Annotated in this window: 19 protein-coding genes, 1 pseudogene and 1 riboswitch; of the genes and pseudogenes, 6 read left to right on the top strand and 14 right to left on the bottom strand. The window is 68.8% G+C overall.

Annotation, left to right across the window (positions count from 1 at the left end; all coding sequences use genetic code 11):
- Positions 1-55 precede the first annotated feature (55 nt).
- Positions 56-1,390 carry a DUF445 domain-containing protein gene (locus E3O47_RS00300; RefSeq protein WP_241986023.1) on the bottom strand — a complete coding sequence of 445 codons (1,335 nt, stop codon included), beginning with the start codon at positions 1,388-1,390 and terminating at the stop codon, positions 56-58.
- Between the two features lie 69 nt (positions 1,391-1,459).
- Positions 1,460-1,690 (bottom strand): annotated as a pseudogene (locus E3O47_RS00295) (histamine oxidase); the annotation flags it as partial.
- On the opposite strand from E3O47_RS00295, the gene E3O47_RS00290 reads away from it, so the two are divergent.
- The 3 genes from E3O47_RS00290 (at position 1,601) to E3O47_RS00285 (ending at position 4,022) form a co-directional block, all read left to right on the top strand.
- Positions 1,601-2,419, top strand: coding sequence for an aldehyde dehydrogenase family protein (locus E3O47_RS00290; protein WP_241986030.1), 819 nt, complete (start codon positions 1,601-1,603; stop codon positions 2,417-2,419). The pseudogene E3O47_RS00295 and the gene E3O47_RS00290 overlap by 90 nt on opposite strands.
- A 146-nt stretch (positions 2,420-2,565) precedes the next feature.
- Entirely contained in the window at positions 2,566-2,973 is a 408-nt protein-coding gene (locus E3O47_RS16320) for a hypothetical protein (protein ID WP_241986022.1), read from the top strand.
- Positions 2,970-4,022 (top strand): APC family permease, encoded by a 1,053-nt coding sequence (locus E3O47_RS00285; RefSeq protein ID WP_241980767.1) that lies wholly within the window; start codon positions 2,970-2,972, stop codon positions 4,020-4,022. Before E3O47_RS16320 ends, E3O47_RS00285 begins: the two co-directional genes overlap by 4 nt.
- 88 nt (positions 4,023-4,110) lie before the next feature.
- On the opposite strand, the gene E3O47_RS00280 is transcribed toward E3O47_RS00285, so the two are convergent.
- Positions 4,111-5,094 carry an aldose 1-epimerase family protein gene (locus E3O47_RS00280; RefSeq protein ID WP_134419268.1) on the bottom strand — a complete coding sequence of 328 codons (984 nt, stop codon included), beginning with the start codon at positions 5,092-5,094 and terminating at the stop codon, positions 4,111-4,113.
- 9 nt (positions 5,095-5,103) lie between these two features.
- Complete coding sequence (locus E3O47_RS00275; protein ID WP_134419267.1) at positions 5,104-5,991, bottom strand: DeoR/GlpR family DNA-binding transcription regulator; 888 nt, start codon at positions 5,989-5,991, stop codon at positions 5,104-5,106.
- An 84-nt stretch (positions 5,992-6,075) separates the two neighbouring features.
- Between E3O47_RS00275 and galT the strand changes: the two genes are divergently transcribed.
- Together galT and galK are read left to right on the top strand one after the other, a co-directional pair.
- A complete protein-coding gene (galT, locus tag E3O47_RS00270) occupies positions 6,076-7,290 on the top strand; it encodes a galactose-1-phosphate uridylyltransferase (RefSeq protein WP_134419266.1) in 1,215 nt (404 codons plus the stop codon).
- Positions 7,287-8,447 carry a galactokinase gene (gene galK, locus E3O47_RS00265; protein WP_104100167.1) on the top strand — a complete coding sequence of 387 codons (1,161 nt, stop codon included), beginning with the start codon at positions 7,287-7,289 and terminating at the stop codon, positions 8,445-8,447. The genes galT and galK overlap by 4 nt, the downstream gene beginning before the upstream one ends.
- Positions 8,448-8,625: 178 nt before the next feature.
- On the opposite strand, the gene E3O47_RS00260 is transcribed toward galK, so the two are convergent.
- Positions 8,626-9,522, bottom strand: a complete 897-nt coding sequence (locus E3O47_RS00260; RefSeq protein ID WP_104100168.1) for an ABC transporter substrate-binding protein — start codon at positions 9,520-9,522, stop codon at positions 8,626-8,628.
- Between the two features lie 199 nt (positions 9,523-9,721).
- Complete coding sequence (locus E3O47_RS00255) at positions 9,722-10,198, bottom strand: YbaK/EbsC family protein (protein WP_104100169.1); 477 nt, start codon at positions 10,196-10,198, stop codon at positions 9,722-9,724.
- A 49-nt stretch (positions 10,199-10,247) separates the two neighbouring features.
- On the opposite strand from E3O47_RS00255, the gene E3O47_RS00250 reads away from it, so the two are divergent.
- The gene (locus E3O47_RS00250; protein ID WP_134419264.1) at positions 10,248-10,796 is read left to right on the top strand and encodes a gamma carbonic anhydrase family protein; all 549 of its coding nucleotides are present in this window, start codon (positions 10,248-10,250) and stop codon (positions 10,794-10,796) included.
- 172 nt (positions 10,797-10,968) lie between these two features.
- Here E3O47_RS00250 and E3O47_RS00245 read toward each other — a convergent pair whose 3' ends face one another.
- The 8 genes from E3O47_RS00245 to E3O47_RS00210 all read right to left on the bottom strand — a co-directional run bounded on the left by E3O47_RS00245 (position 10,969) and on the right by E3O47_RS00210 (position 19,745).
- Entirely contained in the window at positions 10,969-11,853 is an 885-nt protein-coding gene (locus E3O47_RS00245; RefSeq protein WP_134419263.1) for a bifunctional methylenetetrahydrofolate dehydrogenase/methenyltetrahydrofolate cyclohydrolase, read from the bottom strand.
- Between the two features lie 277 nt (positions 11,854-12,130).
- Positions 12,131-13,429 (bottom strand): serine hydroxymethyltransferase, encoded by a 1,299-nt coding sequence (glyA, locus tag E3O47_RS00240; protein ID WP_104100172.1) that lies wholly within the window; start codon positions 13,427-13,429, stop codon positions 12,131-12,133.
- 42 nt (positions 13,430-13,471) lie between these two features.
- Positions 13,472-13,561: riboswitch (ZMP/ZTP riboswitch) on the bottom strand.
- A 6-nt stretch (positions 13,562-13,567) separates the two neighbouring features.
- Positions 13,568-13,906, bottom strand: a complete 339-nt coding sequence (gene mnhG, locus E3O47_RS00235) for a monovalent cation/H(+) antiporter subunit G (RefSeq protein ID WP_134373853.1) — start codon at positions 13,904-13,906, stop codon at positions 13,568-13,570.
- On the bottom strand, positions 13,903-14,166 hold the full coding sequence (locus E3O47_RS00230; protein WP_134342227.1) for a monovalent cation/H+ antiporter complex subunit F: 264 nt from the start codon (positions 14,164-14,166) through the stop codon (positions 13,903-13,905). The genes mnhG and E3O47_RS00230 overlap by 4 nt, the downstream gene beginning before the upstream one ends.
- Positions 14,166-14,792 (bottom strand): Na+/H+ antiporter subunit E, encoded by a 627-nt coding sequence (locus E3O47_RS00225; protein WP_134419262.1) that lies wholly within the window; start codon positions 14,790-14,792, stop codon positions 14,166-14,168. The genes E3O47_RS00230 and E3O47_RS00225 overlap by 1 nt, the downstream gene beginning before the upstream one ends.
- The gene (locus tag E3O47_RS00220) at positions 14,789-16,348 is read right to left on the bottom strand and encodes a Na+/H+ antiporter subunit D (protein WP_134419261.1); all 1,560 of its coding nucleotides are present in this window, start codon (positions 16,346-16,348) and stop codon (positions 14,789-14,791) included. Before E3O47_RS00220 ends, E3O47_RS00225 begins: the two co-directional genes overlap by 4 nt.
- Positions 16,345-16,833, bottom strand: coding sequence for an NADH-quinone oxidoreductase subunit K (locus tag E3O47_RS00215; RefSeq protein WP_104100177.1), 489 nt, complete (start codon positions 16,831-16,833; stop codon positions 16,345-16,347). The genes E3O47_RS00220 and E3O47_RS00215 overlap by 4 nt, the downstream gene beginning before the upstream one ends.
- Positions 16,830-19,745, bottom strand: a complete 2,916-nt coding sequence (locus E3O47_RS00210; protein ID WP_134419260.1) for a Na+/H+ antiporter subunit A — start codon at positions 19,743-19,745, stop codon at positions 16,830-16,832. The genes E3O47_RS00215 and E3O47_RS00210 overlap by 4 nt, the downstream gene beginning before the upstream one ends.
- Positions 19,746-19,832: the final 87 nt, after the last annotated feature.

The raw sequence follows: 19,832 nt of genomic DNA, 5'->3' as shown, positions 1-19,832 counted from the left end.
TATCCAAGACCGAATTTCAAGTATCCCCCATTCGGGGCGAGAGTCCAGGGCCGCGTCACACCAGTGCCACAACGGCCTGGGCGAGCGCGAAAATGACCAGGCCGGCGAGCGCGCCCACCACGGTGCCGTTGATGCGGATGAACTGGAGGTCCTTTCCGATCTGCAGTTCGATCTTCTCGGCCGTCTCGGCCGCGTCCCACCGCGCGACGGTTTCGGTGATCACCTCGGCGATCTCGTGCCGGTACCGGCGCACGATGTAGCTTGCACTGTCGGCCAGCCACCGGTCGACGCGGGCGCCGAGGGCCGGGTCGGCCGACAGTCTCCCGCCGACCTCCATGACGGTCGAGCGGATGCCCGTGCGCAACCCGCTCGAGGGGTCGTTCAGCGCCGCCGTCAGGGAGACCTTCACGGCCTCCCAGGTTTTGCTCGCGAAATCGCGCAGCCGGGCGCTGTCGAGCAGTTCGAGCTTGAGCGCCTCCACCCGTTCGATCATCGCCGGCTCGTGCTGCAGGTCGTCGATCACCTCGACGAGGTAACGATCGATGGCCTGGCGGAGCGGATGCGCGGCATCCGCACGCGCGGTGGCCACGAAGGCGAGCACCTCCCGGTGCGCCTTGTCGTCGACCAGCTTGTCGACGAAACCGGGGAGCCAGGTCGGCAGGCGCTGGGACACGGCCCGCCCGAAGGCCTCCGGATGCTCCAACAGCCAGCCCTCGGCCCGTTCCAGCAGCAGGTCGACGGCGGCGTGCTGCTGCCCCGACTCGACCAGCCGCGCCCCCACGTGCCCGATTGTCGGACCCCACTCCGGCTTCAGCAGGTTCTCGCGGGCCACGGTTTCGATCAGCTCCTGGATCGCATCGTCGCTGAGCAGGTTGAGCAGACCGGCGCCCGCCACCGCGACCTCGTCGGTGAGCCGACGCGCGTTCTCCTCCTGGGAGAGCCACGCGCCGAGCCGACGGGACGCACCCAGCGATTCGAGCTTGCCACGGATGACCGCCTCGGAGAGGAAATTCGTCTCGACGAATTCACCCAGGCTGGCCCCGATCTCGTCCTTGCGGCTGGCGATGATGTTCGTGTGCGGGATGCGCAGGCCCAGCGGGTACCGGAACAGGGCCGTCACGGCGAACCAGTCCGCTACGGCGCCGACCATGCCGCCCTCGGCCGCGGCGCGCACGTACTGCAGCCACGGGTAGCTCTCCTGCAGCGCGAACGAGGTGGCGAACACTACCGCCATCAGGAGAAGCAGGCCGATGGCGAGCCGCTTCATGCGGATCAGGGCCGTCAGGCGCACGGCGTCCGGCAGGCTCAGCGGCGGCCGGGCGGCGGCCGCCGCCCGTGCTGCACGTGGACCGGTCTCGGTCTGGTCTTTCTGCCTCATCTTCTCGGCCATCCTCCCAGACTGCCGGATCGGGGCCGGGGAGGGAAACCCGTCTTCCCTCGACCCCGGCGCGCTGCACACTCAGCAGTGGCAGTGTCCCTCTTCGACGGGCGTCGACGGCGGCACATCGAGCACCGGGCTGCGGTCGAAGAAGCCACCGGGCTTCAGCTTGAAACCAGCGGTGTTCACGGGCATGATCGGCCAGTCCTCGATGCGCGGATAGTGGGTGAGGCCGAACGTGTGCCAGAGCACGATGTCCTGGCCGTCGATGTCGCGGTCGGCTTCGATGTAGGCAGGCAGGCCGGCTCCGCCGCCTCGAACCTCAAGAAGATCACTCTCAAACTCGGGGGCAAGGCCCCCTCCATCACCACTGCGGACGCCGACATCGACGCGGCCGTCGGCGGCAACCTGGCGGGCGGCACGCTCAATTCCGGGCAGGTCTGCGCGGCCTACACGCGGTTCTATGTCAACAAGAAGCGCGAGGCCGAATTCGTTGAGAAAATGGCGGCCGGGGTCTCCGGCATGAAGCTTGGCGCCGGGATGGACCCCAGCACCCAGCTGGGTCCTCTGGTCTCTCAAAAACACCTCGACCACGTCGAACGGATGGTCACGGTCGGCCGTGCCGAGGGCGCGGAACTCGTGACCGGTGGCGCCCGGGCCGGCGAGGTCGGCTTCTTCTTCCAGCCGACGATGTTCGCCGGTGTGCGCGACGACATGGCCATCGCGACCGACGAGGTCTTCGGGCCGGTGCTCTCGATCATGTCCTACGACGATGACGACGACCTGCAGGAGCTCATCAACCGGGCCAACGACACCGACTATGGGCACGCCGCCACGGTCTGGACGAAGGACCTCGAGAAGGCACACCGCCTGGCCAACGGCATCCGTGCCGGTGCGAACTTCGTAAACATGCCACCGGTGCCGGATATGGCCGCGCCGTGGGGCGGGTTCGAGACCGGCGGCTGGGGCAACGAGATGGGTCCGGATTCGATCGACGCGTACACGCAGGTCAAGGGCGTCTGGATGCACTACGGCAGCTAGCCGCACGGGTTTTTCGCGGCATCCGTTCGTTTTCACGCACTCGTCAACTCACGCACTCGTCAACTCACGCACTCGTCAACTCACTCACTCGTCGACTCACGCACTCGTCAACTCACGCACTCGTCAACTCAATGAGGAGTAAACCCATGACGACCACTCGCAGTACCCCTCAGTCCGACTCCCGGACCACCCTACGCACGGGACGCCTCGGTGTGATCGGCATCGTCTTCTTCGTGGTCGCGGTGGCCGCACCGCTCGTGGGCATGACCGGTGCGGTCCCGGTCGCGATCGTTCTCGGTAACGGCGCGGCCGCCCCGGGCGCCTACCTCGTGGTGGGCGTCACCCTGCTGCTGTTCAGCGTCGGCTATGCCGCGATGAGCCAGCGCGTCACCAATGCCGGAGCCTTCTTCGCCTATATCGGCCGAGGCCTCGGCCACCAGCTCGGCAGCGCGTCGGCCTTCGTCTCGATCCTCGCCTACCTCGCCATCCAGCTCGCGATCTACGGGTTCTTCGGCGGACTGCTCGGCGCCCAGGTCGCCCTGCTCCCCTGGTGAGCGTGGACGTCGGCGCCAAGGTGCTCGGCGTGCTGATGCTGCTCGAACTCCTGGCACTGGTCGTCACCTCGGTCGCCATCCTGGCCGACGGCGGGCCGGAGGGCCTGAACTTCTGGGCCTCGTTCAACCCGGCCGCGATCCTCGCCGGCGGGCTGGCCGGCTCGGCGGGCATCGCGTTCGCCTTCGCGTTCGCGTCCTTCATCAGCTTCGAGGCCACCGCAATCTACGGCGAGGAATCCAAGGACCCGAAGACGGTGGTCCCCCGCGCCACCTACCTGGCGGTCGGAGTGATCACGGCGCTGTTCGCCCTGACGGCGTTCGCCATGGTCACGGGAATGGGTGCATCCTCGGTCGTCGAGAAGACCGTGGAGCTGTCGAGTCTCGACGGGGTTCCCCTGGCCGACCCGGCCGCGGTGCTCTTCTCCCTCGCGACCCAGTACGTGGCACCGTGGATGGCCACCGTGATGGGCGTCCTGGTGATCTCGAGCCTGTTCGCCGGACCGCTGGCCTTTCAGAACGCGGCCAGCCGGTACCTCTTCGCCCTCGGCCGCGGCGGCGCGCTGCCCGCGCCGCTCAGCCACGTCAACGGTCGCGGCGCCCCGAGCACCGCCTCCCTCGCCACGTCGGTCCTCACGGATCTCGTCATCGTCACCTTCGCCGTCTTCCGGCTCGACCCGGTGCTCAACATGTTCTACTGGTTCAGCGGTCTCGCCGTGGTGGCGATCGTGCTGATCGAGATCCTCGTCTGCATCGCGGTGATCGCGTTCTTCCACCGCAATGCGGGCAGCGAGAACGTGGTCCAGACCATCATCGCCCCGGTGCTGGCCACCATCGGTCTGATCCTCGGCGAGTACCTGCTGATGAGCCGCTTCGGGCTCCTCGCCGGCACGGTGGCCGAGGGCGTGGACCCGACGATGTCATCGTGGTGCCTGAGCCCGATCGGCTGGGTGCTCGTGTCCCTGCCCTTCGTGCTCCTGCTCGTCGGCTACCTGCACTCCCTCTGGTCGCACACCGAGAACGAGGCCCTGGTCAAGGACGTCCTTTCGTAGCCGGCAAGCCGTGAAACGGGGTGACCGCCGCGAGGCGGACACCCCGTCTCTCTGCCCGTCGGACCGTGATGGGCGCGGTGATGCCGGGTCAGAGGCGGAATCCCTGGTGGCGGATGCCCCAGCGCACAGACCACGACTCCCCTGGTTCGACCCAGCGCAGCCCCGCGCCCGAATTGAAGGCATTCGCAGGGGCCGTCATCGGCTCGATCGCCACCGCCAGGCCCAGGAACGGGCCGCCCGGCCCCGGGAAGGGGAAGTTGCGCGGCGTGAAGACCTGAACGTTGCGGATGTTCCGGTCGCCCCAGATCGTGACGCTGCGGCCGTCAGGCGCGGTCAAGGAGGCCACGCTGGCGGTGCCGGACTCCTCGCCGGTCACGTCGGACCGCACCTCGGGAGCCTCAGGCCCCACCCCGCCGAAGCCGTCGTCGAGATCGACGTCGCCCACCCGGCACCCCGTGCGCAGGTCGAACCTGGTGCCGACGACGGAAGATTCCCCGACGGGGTTTTGCCGGTCGTCGACGTCGATATGGGTGCGCGCCGCGATCGTGAGCACGAGGTCCTCGGTGGGAACGCCGCCGATCTTCGGGTACGGATGCGCGCCGAGCGCTACCGGGGCCGCGTCCCGGCCTACGTTCCGCACCGTGTGGGTGACCGCAAGACCGTTGTCGGTGAGCGCATACCGCACGGTCGTGTCGAGCAGGAACGGGTATCCGGCCTGCGGAAAGACCGTGGCGGCCAGAGTGACCGAACTCGGGCTGCGGTCGAGCATGCGATAGGACGAATACCGAAGCAGGCCGTGGATCGCGTTTTGCTGTTCCGGCTCGGTGAGCGGCAGGCGCTGCACGACGCCCTGGTGCCGCCAGCGGCCGTCCCGGATGCGGTTGGGCCACGGCATCAGCACGATGCCGGCGCCCCACGGTGGGGTGGCCTCGGGCGCGAACGGCTCGACGAGGTCTATGCCGTCCACGGAATACAGCCGGAGGCCGGCGGCCACCTCGGTGACGATCGCCAGCGCAGGCCCACTCGGCGTGGCTACCCTCAACTCATACTGGAAACCCGTTGCAGCGCGCATAGTGTCAACCTACTCCGGCTGCAGAACGGTCAGGCCGGCCTCGCGGAGGGGCGCCAGCATGACCTCGTCGGCCGCGGCATCCGTCACCAGGGTGTCGAACGCGCGCAGCGGGCCGACCTGCCCGAGGTGCACCTGGCCGAGCTTGGAGGCGTCGGCCACGACGACCGCCCGGGTCGCGGCGGCCAGCATGAGCGTTTTGACCCCAGCCTCGGGGAGGTTGATGTTCGTGACCCCATAGCCGGCATCGACGCCGTTGCAGCCGATGAAAGCCAAATCGGCGTGAACCTGGCTGAGCACCGTCCGTGCGAGTGGCTCGACCAGGGAGTGCTGCAGCGGGCGGAGCGAACCGCCCGTGACGATCACGGTGAACCGAGGGATGGCCGGCTCGAGGGCGAGGGCGATGCTGAGCCCGTTCGTGATGATGACGACGTCGGTCAGATCGGTGCGGGCCAGCAGCGCGTGGGCGATAGAGAGGGTGGTCGTGCCGACGTCGAGGAGGATGCTCTGCCCGCTCGTGACGAGGGCCGCGGCGAGCACGCCGATCTGCTGCTTGGGCAGCACGGATGACGCGAGGGCCTCCTCGAAGGAGAACTCCCGCAGCGGGCGGCCGCTGAGTGGCGCGGCCGGAACCGCCCCGCCGTGCACGCGCTGCACCGTCCCGGCGGACTCAAGCACGTCGAGGTCGGCCCGCGCCGTGACGCCGGACACTCCGAACGCCTCGCGCAACTCGCGCACTCGTACGAAACCGCGCTCCCCGACGAGGCGCTGGATCTGCTCCCGCCGCTGGTGGGCCGGGAGCGTGTCGCGGTCGCCGGGCCGGTCGCTCACGTCGATGAGGTCGGCCGTGGCGGTCGATTCGGTCGATTCGGTCGATTCGGTCGATTCGCGAGAAGCCATACCCAATCTTCACTTAGTTTACTTTGGTTATCAACCTGAAAGACCTGGTTTCACATGTGCAAATCAGATAACGTTGTTTTCGCCATGAACACACCAGACTTCGTAGCCGACACCGGCATCATCCGTCACCGCCACACCCTCGCCGATGGCCGGGACCTCATCTACTTCGATGACCCGCAGTCCAGCTTGCCACCGGATCGGGCGGCCGACCTGCGCGAACTCGACCCGCGCCCGGCCACCGCCCGGATGCGCCAGGACCCGCTCAGCGGCGAATGGGTCTCGATCGCCGCCGCCCGCCAGAACCGCGTGTTCCTGCCGCCCGCGCACTTGGACCCGCTCGCCCCGTCGACGCCGGGGAACCCGTCAGAGGTGCCCAGCAACTACGACGTGGCCGTGTTCGAGAACAAGTCGCCCTCGTTCGGGCCCCTCCTCACCGACGCCGACGCCCCCGCCGGGCTCGACGACCTGAACACCATCGGACTGAACCGCGTCCGCACCTCGGTCGGCCGCTGCGAGGTCGTCTGCTTCAGCCCCGAGAACGAGGGCTCGTTCGCGAGCCTGTCGGTCGTGCGCGCCCGCACGGTGATCGAGGCCTGGGCCGAGCGCACGTACGCCCTGTCACAGCTACCCGGCGTGGAACAGGTCTTCCCGTTTGAAAACTGCGGCGAGGCGATCGGCGTCACGCTGCACCACCCGCACGGCCAGATCTACTCCTACCCCTACGTCACGCCGCGCACCCAGCGCGTGATCGCCTCCCTCGACCAGTACGGACCAAACCTGTTCGCGGACATCCTCGCCAGCGAGCAGGCCGGGGGCCGGGTCATTCTGACCGGCGAGCACTGGACCGCCTTCGTGCCGTTCGCCGCGCGCTGGCCCATCGAGGTGCACATGCTGCCGCACCGGCACGTGCCCGACTTCGCGGCGACCAGCCTGGCTGAGCGCGATGAGCTCGCCGTGCTCTTCCGGCGGCTGTTGCGCGGCATCGATGCCCTCTACGACACCCCGACGCCGTATATCGCGGCCTGGCACCAGGCCCCGGTCTCGGTGCGCCGCGACGAGATCCGGCTGATGCTGCAGGTGACGAGTCCTCGCCGGGCCGCAGACAGACTGAAGTTCCTGGCCGGGTCGGAGGCCGCCATGGGCGCATGGATCGGAGACGTCACGCCCGAGCAGGCGGCCGACAACATTCGCCGCGCGGTCGAACGCTCCGCCGGGACGGACGCGACCGAAGCGGCGGCCGGCGCCGCGGCATCCGTTCCCGCTAGCAGCACCACACTCGAAAGGCAGGCCCACGCATGACCGATCTCATCCAGACCGTGACGGATGGCTTCACGAGCCGCTTCGACGCGGCCCCGGCCGGACTCTGGTCGGCCCCCGGCCGCGTCAACCTGATCGGCGAGCACACCGACTACAACGACGGGTTCGTGTTTCCCTTCGCGATCAACCGGCGCACGCTCGTCGGGCTCGGCCTGCGCGGCGACCGCCAGCTGCGGGTGGCGAGCTCGTTCGCCGCGGAAACGGTGGAGCTCTCCCTTGACGACCTGACTCCGGAGAACCTGGCCGGCTGGTCGGCGTACCCGCTCGGCGTGGCCTGGGCCCTCGGCCAGTTCGGCGCCGACCTGGCCACCCGGCCCGGATTTGACGTGTTCATCGACTCTGACGTGCCGATCGGGGCCGGACTGTCGTCCTCCGCCGCGATCGAGAGTGCGGTTGCCGTGGCCCTGAACGACCTCTGGCAGCTCGGACTCGACCGGCGCATGCTCGCCCGGGTGGGCCAGCTGGCCGAGAACCGGGCCGTCGGGGCTCCCACCGGCATCATGGACCAGTCCGCGTCCCTGCTGGGCGAGGCCGACTCCGCCGTCTTCCTGGACTGCCGCACCCTCGAGGCCGAGGTGATCCCGCTCGGCTTCGACGGGGCCGGCCTCGACCTGCTGATCATCGACACGCGGGTAAGCCACGCGCACTCGACCGGCGGGTATGCCTCGCGTCGGGCATCCTGCGAACTGGGTGCACGGATGCTGGGGGTCCCCTCCCTGCGCGACCTCACCGTGGACGACCTCGGCCGGGCCGCCGACGTGCTCGACGACGAGACGTTCCGCCGGGTGCGGCACGTGGTCACCGAGAACCAGCGCGTGCAGGACACCGTGCGCACCCTGCGCGAGCAGGGACCGACCGCGATCGGCGCCCTCCTGGACGCCTCGCACCTGTCAATGCGGGACGACTTCGAGATTTCCGTGCCCGAACTCGACCTCGCCGTGGAGACCGCGCGCGGCACCGGGGCAATCGGCGCCCGGATGACCGGCGGCGGCTTCGGCGGCGCCGCCATCGCCCTTACCCCGCGCGCCCTGATCCCCGCGGTTACGGCGGCGGTCACGGCCGCGTTCGCAGCCCGGGGCTTCGCGGCCCCGGACCTGTTCGTGGTGCGCGCGGCCGACGGGGCGGCGCGGGAGCAATAACACAGCGGGAACTCGCCCCACGTGGCTAATTCAGGAGAAGTCGTGCCGCCGCCCGTGCGCATCCACAGACCTGTGCGGGTGCGAACGAGGTTCGGCGGGGATCTCCTGAGTTAGCCACGCACGCGACGGCCGAAACCGGTGCCCGGGGTCGAGGCGGCGCCCAGCGGCGGCGACGTGCCTAGCCCCTCGCGCCGGCGTTGAGTGTGATCGTGTCGAGGCCGCCGTCGACGACCCCCCAGTCGTCCAGAATCGCCTCGTAGGTGCCGTCGTCGACCAGCGACTGCAGCGCAGCCTGCACGGCCTCGGCCATCCCGGAATCCTTCTGCACGGCCATACCGTATGGTGCCGCCTCAAACGTCTCTCCCGCGGTCTGCAGCTTGCCCGTCAACTGTGCGATCCCGTAGAGGGTGACCGGGGAGTCGGCGCTGAAAGCGTCGGCCTGGCCCAGCGCGACGGCATTCGCCGCGGCATCCTGCGTGTCGAGGGGGATCTTCTGGATCGGCGGTTTGCCGGCGGCGACGCAGGCGTCACTCTTCGCCGGGATCTCGACGGTGTCCTGGTAGGTCGTGGACTGCACGGCGACCTTGAGTCCGCACGCATCGTCGGGGTCGACGGTCGTGCCCGCGGGCGAGGCCCACTGGATGCCTGCGAGGTAGTAGTTCACGAAATCGACTTGCTTTTCACGCTCCGCCGTGTCGGTGAAGGACGACATGCCGACGTCGATCTTGCCGCCGACGACATTCGGGATGATGTTCTCGAATTTGGCCACCGTGTACTGGGCCTCGAGCCCGAGCTTGGCGGCGATCGCATCACTCAGGTCGATCGCCCAGCCGATCGGTTCACCGGCGTCGTTTTTGAACTCGTTCGGCGCGTAATTCGGGCTGGTGCCGAAGACGAGCTTGCCCGGGGTCGCGGTCGTTTCCGGGAGGAGCGCGGCGGCCTCCTCGTCGGTGGTCACCACCTCGGCCGCGGATCCCTCCGTGACGCCAGTCGTCGGAGTGGAGTTGTCCACGCAGGCGGTAAGCAGGAGGGCGGCCACGGCGGCCAGGGCCGGGAGAGCATGTCGAGCGCGCATTGAGCATCCTTTGTGAATTTTTCGCCATCGAAGTGATCAGAGGTGCAACTCTGCCGAGTCTATGTTCAGTGCCGGTCGCGCCCGGGACGTGCCGGGCATCCGTCGCCGTACGCCGCCGAACTGTGACTTTGCCCACCGGCGAGGGAGCCATTCTCCCGGCCCGGCGGTGCGCGAGTGGCGGAGATCAGGCCGTCGGGATCTAGGGCGAGACGGCGGTGGGCTCGCCGCCGGTGATTCGCACGAGTTCGTCGAACGTGGTCGGGAACACGGTGTGCGCGTGGCCCGCAGCCGCCCAGACGACCGGGAATTCGGCGAGGGCGACGTCGACCAGGGTGCGCAGTGGCGACGGATGTCCCAGCGGCGCGACCCCGCCGATCACCTGACCGGTGGCCTGCCTGACGACATCCTTCGAGGCACGTCCGATCGTGCCGCCCAGTCTGTCCCCCAGCCACGCCGCATCGACCCGGTGAGCCCCCGAGGTGAGCACGAGCAACGGCTCACCATCGAGGGTGAAGACGAGCGAATTCGCGATGGCGCCGCGCGAAATGCCGAGCGCCTCCGCGGCGGCGGCGGCGGTTGTGGCCGCATCGTCGAACCAGCGAATTTCCGGGTCCAGGCCGTGGGCGCGGAGAGCCTCCCGAACCCGATCGACGGACGGATGCGCGGAATTGACCATGCCGAAATCCTAGAGCCTGCACGCGAGGCAGCCCGATAGGCTGACGCGTATGACTGCCGACAGCGCCGCCCGCATCATCACCCTGCCCGACCGACCCGGACCGGTCGTGGCCGAGACCGCCTACGTCGCCCCGGGCGCCGTGGTCGTCGGCAACGTCACCCTGGCCGAACACGCCAGCGTCTGGTACAACGCCGTGCTGCGCGCCGAGGCGGAACCCATCCGGATCGGCCCCGGCTCCAACCTGCAGGACAACGTCTCCTGCCACGTGGACCACGGATTCCCGCTGATCGTCGGCCGGAATGTGTCCGTCGGGCACGGGGCAGTGCTGCACGGCTGCACGGTCGAGGACGGCTCGCTGATCGGCATGATGGCGACGGTGCTGAACGGCGCCGTCGTCGGTTCCGGGTCCCTCGTCGCCGCCGGAGCTGTCGTGCTCGAGGGCACCGTCATCCCGCCCAGATCGCTGGTCGCCGGCGTTCCCGCCAAGGTGCGGCGGCCCCTGACGGATGAGGAGGTGGCCGGCCTCGGCCACAACGCAGCGGAGTATCTGCGTCACTGCGACCTGCACGCCTCGGTGACGGCGCTGCCGCAGCGCTGAGCCGGTCTGCCTCACGCTCGCGGCGCGGGCTACGGCTCACGGTGCAGGGAATACCGTGCGCCGGCTTCCACAGCGTGCGCCGCGACGGCGGCACCACCGAGCCTCGCCCGCACGGCCACCTGCGCGAGCCCCGAGAGGCGACCGTTACGAGGCGACCGCCCGTGGCGCCCGACTACCTGCTGATCGACAGCTCGGCTGCCTTCACCACGTTGCACAGCAGCATGGCACGGGTCATCGGGCCGACGCCGCGTGGATTAGGGGACAGGAAGCCGGCGACGTTCGCGACACCCGGGTGCACGTCACCGGTCAGGGTGCCCTTGCCGGTGATCGGGTCGGTCACCCGGGTGATGCCCACGTCGAGCACGGCGGCGCCGGGCTTCACCCAGTCCGCCTGGATCAGGTGCGGCACGCCGACGGCGGCCACGACGATGTCGGCGCGCCGCACCTCGCCGGGCAGGTCTACCGTGCGGGAGTGCGTCAGGGTGACGGTGGCATCCAGACCCTTGCGGGTGAACAGCAGTCCGAGCGGGCGCCCGACGGTGAGGCCGCGCCCGACGACGACGACGCGCTGGCCGACGATCGGCACGTCGTAGCGGCGCAGCAGCTCGACGATGCCGGCCGGAGTGCAGGGCAGCGGCGAGTCCAGCTCGCCCTCGATGCCGAGCACCAAGCGGCCGAGGTTCGTCGGATGCAGGCCGTCGGCATCCTTCGACGGGTCGATCAGTTCGAGCATGGCGTTGTCGTTGTGGCCGACCGGCAGCGGCAGCTGAATAATGTAGCCGGTCACCTCGCGGGCGGAGTTCAGGTCGGCGATTGCGGCGCGCACATCGGCGCTGGTCGCCGACGCGGGCAGGTCGACCCGGATCGATTCAATGCCGATCTCGGCGCAGTCGCGGTGCTTGCCCGCGACATACGAGCGCGAGCCCGGGTCATCGCCGACCAGGAGCGTGCCGAGCCCGGGCACGATCCCGTGCGCGCGCAGCTCCGCGATCCGGTCGATGAGCTCGGTCTTGACCACGGAGGCGGTCGTGACTCCGTCGAGGGTTATTGCCGTCATTGTGGATCCATTCAGTCGGTCGTTCTGACGTTTGCAGGTGCTCCGGTGCTCCGGTGCTCCGGTGCGCAGGTGCGCAGGTGCGCAGGTGCCGAAGGTGCGCAGGTGCCGAAGGCGCGTGCGAATCCGACGGGGATTTTGGGCAACACGCCGGTGACAGATGCCTCCAGCGGGCTTTCGCAGCAAAATCTCCGTCGAATTCGTTCACAGGCCGTACGCCAGGGTGCGGAGCCTGTGGCGTTGACACCCGGGTCGAGGGCGGCCGGGTGCGCGGCGGACGTTACTGCTGCAGACCGGGGTACAGCGGGAAGGCCTCGGTAAGCACCTTGACGCGGGCGCGGAGGCCCTCGATGTCGGCGTCGGGCTTGAGCGCCTCGGCGATGACGTCGGCGACGACCGTGAACTCCTCGTCGCCGAAGCCACGGGTGGCCAGGGCAGGGGTTCCGATGCGCAGGCCGCTAGTGACCATCGGCGGGCGCGGGTCGAACGGCACCGAGTTGCGGTTGACCGTGATGCCGACCGCGTGCAGGGCGTCCTCGGCCTGCTGTCCGTTGATCGGCGAGTTGCGGAGGTCCGCGAGCACGAGGTGCACGTCGGTGCCGCCGGTGAGCACGTCGACGCCGCCGGCGCGCGAATCATCCGCCATCAGACGGTCGGCGAGGATGCTGGCACCGCGCAGGGTGCGCTCCTGACGTTCCTTGAACTCGGGCTCGGCCGCGAGCTTGAACGCGGTCGCCTTGGCGGCGATCACGTGCATCAGCGGGCCGCCCTGCTGGCCGGGGAACACGTTGGAGTTGAGCTTCTTCGCCAGCGCCATGTCGCGCGAGAGGATCAGACCGGAGCGGGGACCGGCGAGGGTCTTGTGCACGGTGGTGGACACGACATCCGCGTAGGGAACCGGCGACGGGTGCAGGCCGGCGGCGACGAGTCCGGCGAAATGGGCCATGTCGACCCAGAGCAGGGCGCCGACCTCGTCGGCGATGCTGCGAAAGGCCTCGAAGTCGAGGTGGCGCGGGTAGGCGGACCAGCCGGCGATGATGACCTTGGGCTTGGTCTCGAGTGCCGTCTCGCGCACGACGTCCATGTCGACCAGGAAGGTGGTCGGGTCGACGCCGTAGGCGACGGGATTGTAGAGCTTGCCGGAGAAGTTGAGCTTCATGCCGTGGGTGAGATGGCCGCCGTGGGCAAGTTCCAGACCGAGGATGGTGTCGCCGGGCGTCGCGATGGCCGAGAGCACGGCGGCGTTCGCGGTGGCGCCGGAGTGCGGCTGCACGTTGGCGTACGCGGCGCCGAAGAGGGACTTGGCCCGGTCGATGGCGAGCTGTTCGGCGACGTCCACGTACTCGCAGCCGCCGTAGTAGCGGCGTCCCGGGTAACCCTCGGCGTACTTGTTGGTGAGCACGGAGCCCTGCGACTGCAGCACAGCGCGCGGCACGAAGTTCTCGCTGGCGATCATCTCGAGGTAGTCGCGCTGGCGTCCGAGCTCCTGCTCGAGAACGGCGGCGATCTCGGGGTCGACGACCTCAAGGGGCTCATTGAATGTGGACCGCAGAACGGTGGATGGCACGGATTCGGGCACGGGGTCTCCTCAGACTTCTTGTTTAACGACGTGATGATCAATCGTCGTGGCCCAGGCGTGCGGTCACTAACCGTGTCAGTCGCTCCCCGATGGTGACCCATCTTTCGTGCTACGCCAGTCGCGACAGAGACGATCTTATCAGTCGGGCCGGGTACCGAGCTCATCGATTATGAGCACATCGACACGCACATGGTGGGTGTCATAGGCGGCCCGGCCCACCATGTGCGCTGCGACCGGGGCGGTCAACGCCTGGAACACGACGATGGCCATGACGAGGGTGACGGTGCCCACGGTAAAGTTGTTCAGAGCGACGTCGGCCGTGATCGCCATGAGGCCGAAGATCTGCGGTTTGGTGGCGGCGTGCAGCCGCGATAGTACGTCGGGGAAACGGATGACGCCGATTCCGGCCGCGAAGCACATCACGGCCCCGGCGAGCACCAGGACAGCCGAGATCACGTCGCGCAGTTCGTCGGTCATTCGGTATCCCGCACGGGCAGGAAGCGGGCGATGCTCAGCGAGCCGAGCACCGCGAAGAGGGCGAGGACCAGCAGCACCGGCAGCGTGTCGGTGTGCCGGTTGAATGCCATCTCCGCACCCATGGCGCAGATCACGGTCGCGACCAGGACATCCGAGGCGATCACCCGGTCCAGCACGGTCGGTCCCCGCACGATTCGATAGAGGGCGCACAGGGCACCGGCCCCGAACAGCACCCCGGCAATGACGGCAACGATGTGCATCAGGCGGTTCCTCCCCGCTTCAGTTTCTCCTTCGCATGCTGGTCGCGTGCGCGCTGGTCTTTCTCACTCCGGTCCTCGTCGCTCACCCGGTGGAGCCGTTCCACGTCTTCCCGGGACCCGAGGGCCATCACGATCCGCCGCTCCTCGGCCAGCACGCCGTTCCGGAACCGCTCCACCTGTTCCGGATGCGCCACGTTCAGCACGTGCAGATAGAGGGTGGACTGCACTCGGTCCACATCGACCACGATCGCCCCGGGAACGATGGACGTCGACACCCCGGTCAGCGTCAGGATGAAGTCGCTGCGGGTGCGCAGGTGCACCGCCACGATCGCGTTGCTGGGTGTGTAGCGCGGGGAGAGCGCGAGGACGGCCACCTGCAGCGAGCCCCGGACGATGTCGAACCCGAGCCGGATCAGGTAGAGCACGGCGTACCACGGGTTAAGGCGCAAACCCAGCTCCACGGCCGGTAGGTAGAAGCCCACGGAGACGAGGGTGGCCAGCAGCGTGCCGGTGAGCAGGTTGAGCCAGGAGAACGAGCCCCAGAGCAGCATCCACAGCAGCACGAGCCCCAGGAACAGCGGCGCCTGGTTGGCGATGGCGACGAGGCGCTGCTTCGGGGTGCTCATGGCGTGCCGTTCGGGAAGACGGCGTCGATGTACGTGGCCGGGTTCTCGATGTTGGCCGCCGCGCGGGTGGTGAACGCGAACACCGGCCCGGCGAACACGGTGAGTGAGACGGTCAGCAGCAGCAGCGCCGTCGTCGCGCCGGTCATCAGCGGCGAGATGGTGCGCGTCGTGACCGTGCCCTCGTCGTCCGGGTCGTCCAGGAGCGCATCGAGCATCGGCGACTCGTAGTCCTCGACCTCGCCGGCCCCCCGCCAGAACGCGATGTTCCAGACGCGGGCCAGGGCGTAGAGCGTGAGCAGCGAGGTGGCGGCGCCGGCGCCCATCAGGATGTAGGTCACCGGTTCGGCGATGTCCGCGCCGGCCTGGAAGAGGGCGATCTTGCCGAGGAAGCCCGAGAACGGCGGGATGCCGCCGAGGTTGAGCGCCCCAACGAAGAACAGGAAGGCCACGAACGGCGCCGCCGTCAACAGTCCGCCGAGCCGGGCCAGCGAGGTGGTGCCGCCCACCCGCTCGATCAGCCCCGCGCAGAGGAAGAGGGTCGTCTGCACCGTGATGTGGTGCACGACGTAGAAGATGGTGGCCGCGATCGCCAGCGGCGTGCCCATCGCGATGCCGAAGATCATGTAGCCGATGTGGCTCACCAGCGTGAACGACAGCAGCCGCTTGATGTCCGCCTGCGCGAGCGCCCCGAGGATGCCCACGATCAGGGTCAGCAACGCCACCACCATCAGCGGCACCGACAGCGGGCTCTCGGGGAAGAGCAGGGTCTGAGCGCGGATGATCGCGTAGATTCCGACCTTCGTGAGCAGCCCCGCGAACACCGCAGTGACCGGCGCCGGGGCCGTGGGATAGGAGTCGGGCAACCAGAACGACAGCGGAAACACTGCGGCCTTCACGCAGAAGGCCAGCAGGAGCAGCAGGTTGAGGATCAGCTGCACGTCCGGCGGGAGGTCCGCCACCCGCTCGGCGATGAGCGCCATAGTGACGGTGCCCGTGGCCCCAAAGATCAGGGCGATCGCGCTGAGGAACAGGATGGAGGAGACCAGGCTCACCACGATGTAGGTGACACCGACACGGATGCGCGCACCCGTTCCGCCGAGCGTCAACAGCACGTAACTAGCCGAGAGCAGCATCTCGAAACCAACGTAGAGGTTGAACAGGTCCCCCGCGATGAACGCGTTGAACAGCCCGGCCGCCAGCACGAGATAGGTGGGATGGAAGATCGAAACCGGGGTTTCCCGGTCTCCGTCCACGATGCCCTGCCCCACGGCGAACAGGAGCACGCCGAGCAGCATCAGCGCGGAGACCAGAAGCATGATCGCCGAGAGCCGGTCGACGACGAGCACGATGCCCCACGGCGCATCCCAGCCGCCCACGTGCACGACGGCGGGGCCGGTCTGATCGACCTGCGCCAGCAGGACCGCGCCGATAAACGCCACCAGCGTCAGGGCGATCACACTGACCACGATCTGCTGGGGGCGACGGCGGCCGAGGGCGAGGGTCAGAGCGCTTCCGAGCAGCGGGATGGTGACGACCAGAGGCACGAGGAGATTCATAGCTTCATCCCCTTGTCCGGCGCGTTGGCAGGGGCACCGAGCTCGCTCTCGCGCTCGCTCGCATCGAGGTCTTCCTGGCTGGCTGCCTCGTCCTCGGTGACCGAGCGGAAGGACTCCTCCGTGCTTGCCACGGTCTCGGCCGCATGCTCGTCGGTGACCGTGTCACCCTCGTCGCCCAGCCGGGCCAGCCACCAGGACCGGTAGATCAGCGCGAGGATGAGCGCCGTGATGCCGAAGTTGATCACGATGGCGGTGAGCATGAGCACCTGGGGCACCGGGTCGACCATCGCAGCGTCGGCGGCCGTGCCGGTGACGATGGGCGCGTTGCCGGGGCGGCCGCTCATGATGAAGATCAGCAGGTTCGTGGCGTTGCCCACCAGCAGGAATCCGATCAGCACCCGGGTGAGACTGCGCTCCAGCATCACGTAGACGCCGGCGGCGTACAGGACCGCCATCACGATCACGAGAGTGAGGGAGGCGCTCATCCGGCTACCACCGCGCCCTGCTCGGACTGCGGGTGCGGCTCGGTCTCGCCGGCTTCCTGCTGTCGATCGACTTCGCTGCCGAGGCTGCGCAGGATGTCCAACACGAGACCGACCACGACCAGGTACACGCCGATGTCGAAGATGGTGGACGTGCCGAAAGAAAGGGGGCCGAGCACGGGTACCGTGGTTTCGAAGTAGGCGGATTCAAGCGGGATGCCGCTGAAGAAGAGCGAGACCACGGCCATCCCGACCGCCAGCACGATGCCGAGCCCGAGGATCTTGCCGGGATCGACGGGTACCGCCTCGCCCAGCTCGTAGCGGCCTCCCGCGAGGTAGCGGGAGACGAGCGCCAGCCCGGCGATCAGGCCACCGGCGAAGCCGCCGCCGGGCGCGTTGTGGCCGGCGATGAGCAGGTAGACGGAGACGATCATGGCCGGGTAGAACAGCAGCCGCACGAGCACCTCGAGCATGATCGACCGGTCCTTCTCGGCAACCGTACGGCCGGCCAGGAGCCAGGACTGGCGAGTGACCGCATGCCCCTCGGAGGACGCGGCCGGGTCGGCGACGACCTTGCGACGGTGCGGCAGCGACCGGCGTTTGCGGGAATCGAGCAGCCGGGGCACGACCGCGTTGCGGCCCGAGACGAAGAGGAGGCTGGCGACGCCGGTGGCCACCACGATCAGCACGGAGATCTCACCCATCGTGTCCCAGGCACGGATGTCCACGAGCATCACGTTCACGATGTTGCGTCCGTGCCCCTCCTCGACCGCGAGGCGCGGAAGCTCCGCCGCGATGCTTGGGGCCTCCCGTGCACCGAGCGCGATCACGCCGATGGTGCCCATCACGGCGCCCACCAGCACGCCGATCAGCACGCGCCGCCGCCGGTGCATCGGCCGGGCGTGCTGGGCGATCTTCTGCGGCAGCCGGCGCAGCACCAGCACGAAGACGACGATGGTCATCGTCTCGACCAGGGCCTGCGTCAGGGCCAGGTCGGGAGCGCCGTGGAAGGCGAAGAACGCGACGAGGCCGTAGCCCGTGACGCCGGCCAGCAGCACGGCAGTGATGCGCTCACCGACGCGAGCCGCCATCACCGCCGCGATGCCCATGATGAGGGCGATCACGACCTGGCCCGGGTAGTCCCAGAGCACGACCTCCTCGGGCCAGCTGCGGTTGACGAAGGCCGCGAAGCCCAGGGCCAGCACGAAGACGACGAGGATGGTGGACAGGTACTGCGGCAACCCGCCCTGCTGGGCGAAGTGGGTGATGCGCGCCGCGGCCCGGTCGATGCCGCGCACGGTGGAGCCGTAGCCCTGACCGGCGTCGATGTAGGCCGGCACCGTGCCCTGCAGCCGGGCCACGCCCGGCCGCTTCCAGAACAGCACGGCGCCGAGCAGGAGAACAACGGCACTCAGGGCGAGCGCCGGTTCGAAGCCGTGCCAGAGCGCGAGGTGGTAGTCGCCGCCGCCGGGAACGGTGTCGGCGTAGGAGACCAGCACCGGGTCGAGCAGGAAGACGAGGGGGCCGAGCAGGAGGGTGGCCACGGCGAGCAGTCCCGGCGCCAGCTGGAAGTCCCAGCGGGCGGGGTGCAGGGCGGTGTCTGCGAGGCTGACCCGGGTGCCGAAGGCACCCCAGAAGAAGCGGGCGCTGTAGGCGACCGTCAGCACGGAGCCGACCACGGTGCCGACCAGGGCCACCCAGCCCCATCCGTCGCCGGCCAGGCCTGCCTCGAGGAATGCCGTGAACACGGACTCCTTGGCGACGAAGCCGAGCAGCGGCGGGATACCGGCCATAGATGCGACCGATAGCAGGGCGATCACGGCCAGCACGGGCGCGTTGCGCCCCACGCCGGAGAGCTGTCGCCAGTCGCGGGTGCCGGCCCGGTGGTCGATGATGCCGACGGTCAGGAACAGCGCCGACTTGTAGAGGGCGTGGGCGAGGAGCAATGCCACCCCGGCGAGCGCGGCGTCCCGGGTGCCGAAGCCGACGACGACCATCAGGAACCCGAGCTGGCTGACCGTGCCGTAGGCGAGCACCAGCTTGAGGTCGTACTGGCGCAGCGAACGCCACGCGCCGACCAGCATGGTGACGACGCCGAGGGTGACGAGCACCGGCATCCAGCCCGGCGTGTCGGCATAGCCAGGGGCGAGGCGCGCCACCAGGTAGATGCCGGCCTTGACCATCGCGGCCGCGTGCAGGTAGGCGCTCACCGGGGTGGGCGCCGCCATCGCGGCCGGCAGCCAGAAGTGGAAGGGCACGAGCGCGGACTTAGACAGCGCGCCGACCAGGATGAGCAGCACCGACCAGGTGGTAGCCGGGCCGGTGACGGGGTCGGCGACGATCGCTGCGAGCGACGTGGTTCCGGCCTCCACCGCGAGGATGACGACCCCGATCAGCATGATCAACCCGCCGAAGGTGGTCACCAGCAACGCCTGCAGGGCGGCGCCGCGGCTCGCCCGTTTGAACGTGTAATGCCCGATCAAAATGTAGGAGAGCACGCTCGTGATCTCCCAGAAGATGAACATGACGACGATGTCGTCGGATGTCACCAGGCCGTACATCGCGCCGGCGAACGCCAGCAGGACCGCGGCGAAGCGCCCGAGCGCCGGCTCGTCGGCGCTGAAGTAGCGGGCGCAGTAGACCAGCACGAGCGCGCCGACCCCGGTCACGACGAGGGCGAGCAGCCAGGCGAGGGTGTCGACGCGGAACGAGAGCGAGATACCCAACGCGGGAATCCACGGGACGCTCTCGGTGATCGCTCCGCCGGTCGACACGGCCCGGGTCTGGGTGAGGGTATAGCCGAAGACGGTCGCGGGGAGCAATGCGATGACGTAGAAAACACGCAGCGAGAGCCACCGCGTAAGGATCGGGGTGAGCGCGGACAGGGCAGCAAACGTCAGGAGGATTGTCGCCATGCGGCCTCCCGGCTCTCGTGAAGTCAGAATGTCGGATTCAGTCTACCGGAGGCCGTGGACGCCGGCCCCGTGCGCGGGCGGCTAGGG

It is taken from the genome of Cryobacterium sp. TMT2-17-1, assembly GCF_004402765.1.
Lineage (GTDB): Bacteria > Actinomycetota > Actinomycetes > Actinomycetales > Microbacteriaceae > Cryobacterium > Cryobacterium sandaracinum.
This window is presented reverse-complemented; position numbering and strand designations above follow the sequence as displayed.

Excerpts from the sequence above, each read along its gene's own strand:
- galK (WP_104100167.1), top strand. The coding sequence starts at position 7,287 with ATGACCGATCTCATCCAGACCGTGACGGATGGCTTCACGAGCCGCTTC.
- E3O47_RS00220 (WP_134419261.1), bottom strand. The coding sequence starts at position 16,348 with ATGAATCTCCTCGTGCCTCTGGTCGTCACCATCCCGCTGCTCGGAAGC.
- E3O47_RS00300 (WP_241986023.1), bottom strand. The coding sequence starts at position 1,390 with ATGGCCGAGAAGATGAGGCAGAAAGACCAGACCGAGACCGGTCCACGT.
- E3O47_RS00255 (WP_104100169.1), bottom strand. The coding sequence starts at position 10,198 with ATGGTCAATTCCGCGCATCCGTCCGTCGATCGGGTTCGGGAGGCTCTC.
- E3O47_RS00275 (WP_134419267.1), bottom strand. The coding sequence starts at position 5,991 with ATGGCTTCTCGCGAATCGACCGAATCGACCGAATCGACCGAATCGACC.
- E3O47_RS16320 (WP_241986022.1), top strand. The coding sequence starts at position 2,566 with ATGACGACCACTCGCAGTACCCCTCAGTCCGACTCCCGGACCACCCTA.
- galT (WP_134419266.1), top strand. The coding sequence starts at position 6,076 with ATGAACACACCAGACTTCGTAGCCGACACCGGCATCATCCGTCACCGC.
- E3O47_RS00210 (WP_134419260.1), bottom strand. The coding sequence starts at position 19,745 with ATGGCGACAATCCTCCTGACGTTTGCTGCCCTGTCCGCGCTCACCCCG.
- E3O47_RS00250 (WP_134419264.1), top strand. The coding sequence starts at position 10,248 with ATGACTGCCGACAGCGCCGCCCGCATCATCACCCTGCCCGACCGACCC.
- E3O47_RS00260 (WP_104100168.1), bottom strand. The coding sequence starts at position 9,522 with ATGCGCGCTCGACATGCTCTCCCGGCCCTGGCCGCCGTGGCCGCCCTC.
- E3O47_RS00230 (WP_134342227.1), bottom strand. The coding sequence starts at position 14,166 with ATGCACATCGTTGCCGTCATTGCCGGGGTGCTGTTCGGGGCCGGTGCC.
- E3O47_RS00245 (WP_134419263.1), bottom strand. The coding sequence starts at position 11,853 with ATGACGGCAATAACCCTCGACGGAGTCACGACCGCCTCCGTGGTCAAG.
- E3O47_RS00225 (WP_134419262.1), bottom strand. The coding sequence starts at position 14,792 with ATGAGCACCCCGAAGCAGCGCCTCGTCGCCATCGCCAACCAGGCGCCG.
- E3O47_RS00280 (WP_134419268.1), bottom strand. The coding sequence starts at position 5,094 with ATGCGCGCTGCAACGGGTTTCCAGTATGAGTTGAGGGTAGCCACGCCG.
- E3O47_RS00215 (WP_104100177.1), bottom strand. The coding sequence starts at position 16,833 with ATGAGCGCCTCCCTCACTCTCGTGATCGTGATGGCGGTCCTGTACGCC.
- mnhG (WP_134373853.1), bottom strand. The coding sequence starts at position 13,906 with ATGACCGACGAACTGCGCGACGTGATCTCGGCTGTCCTGGTGCTCGCC.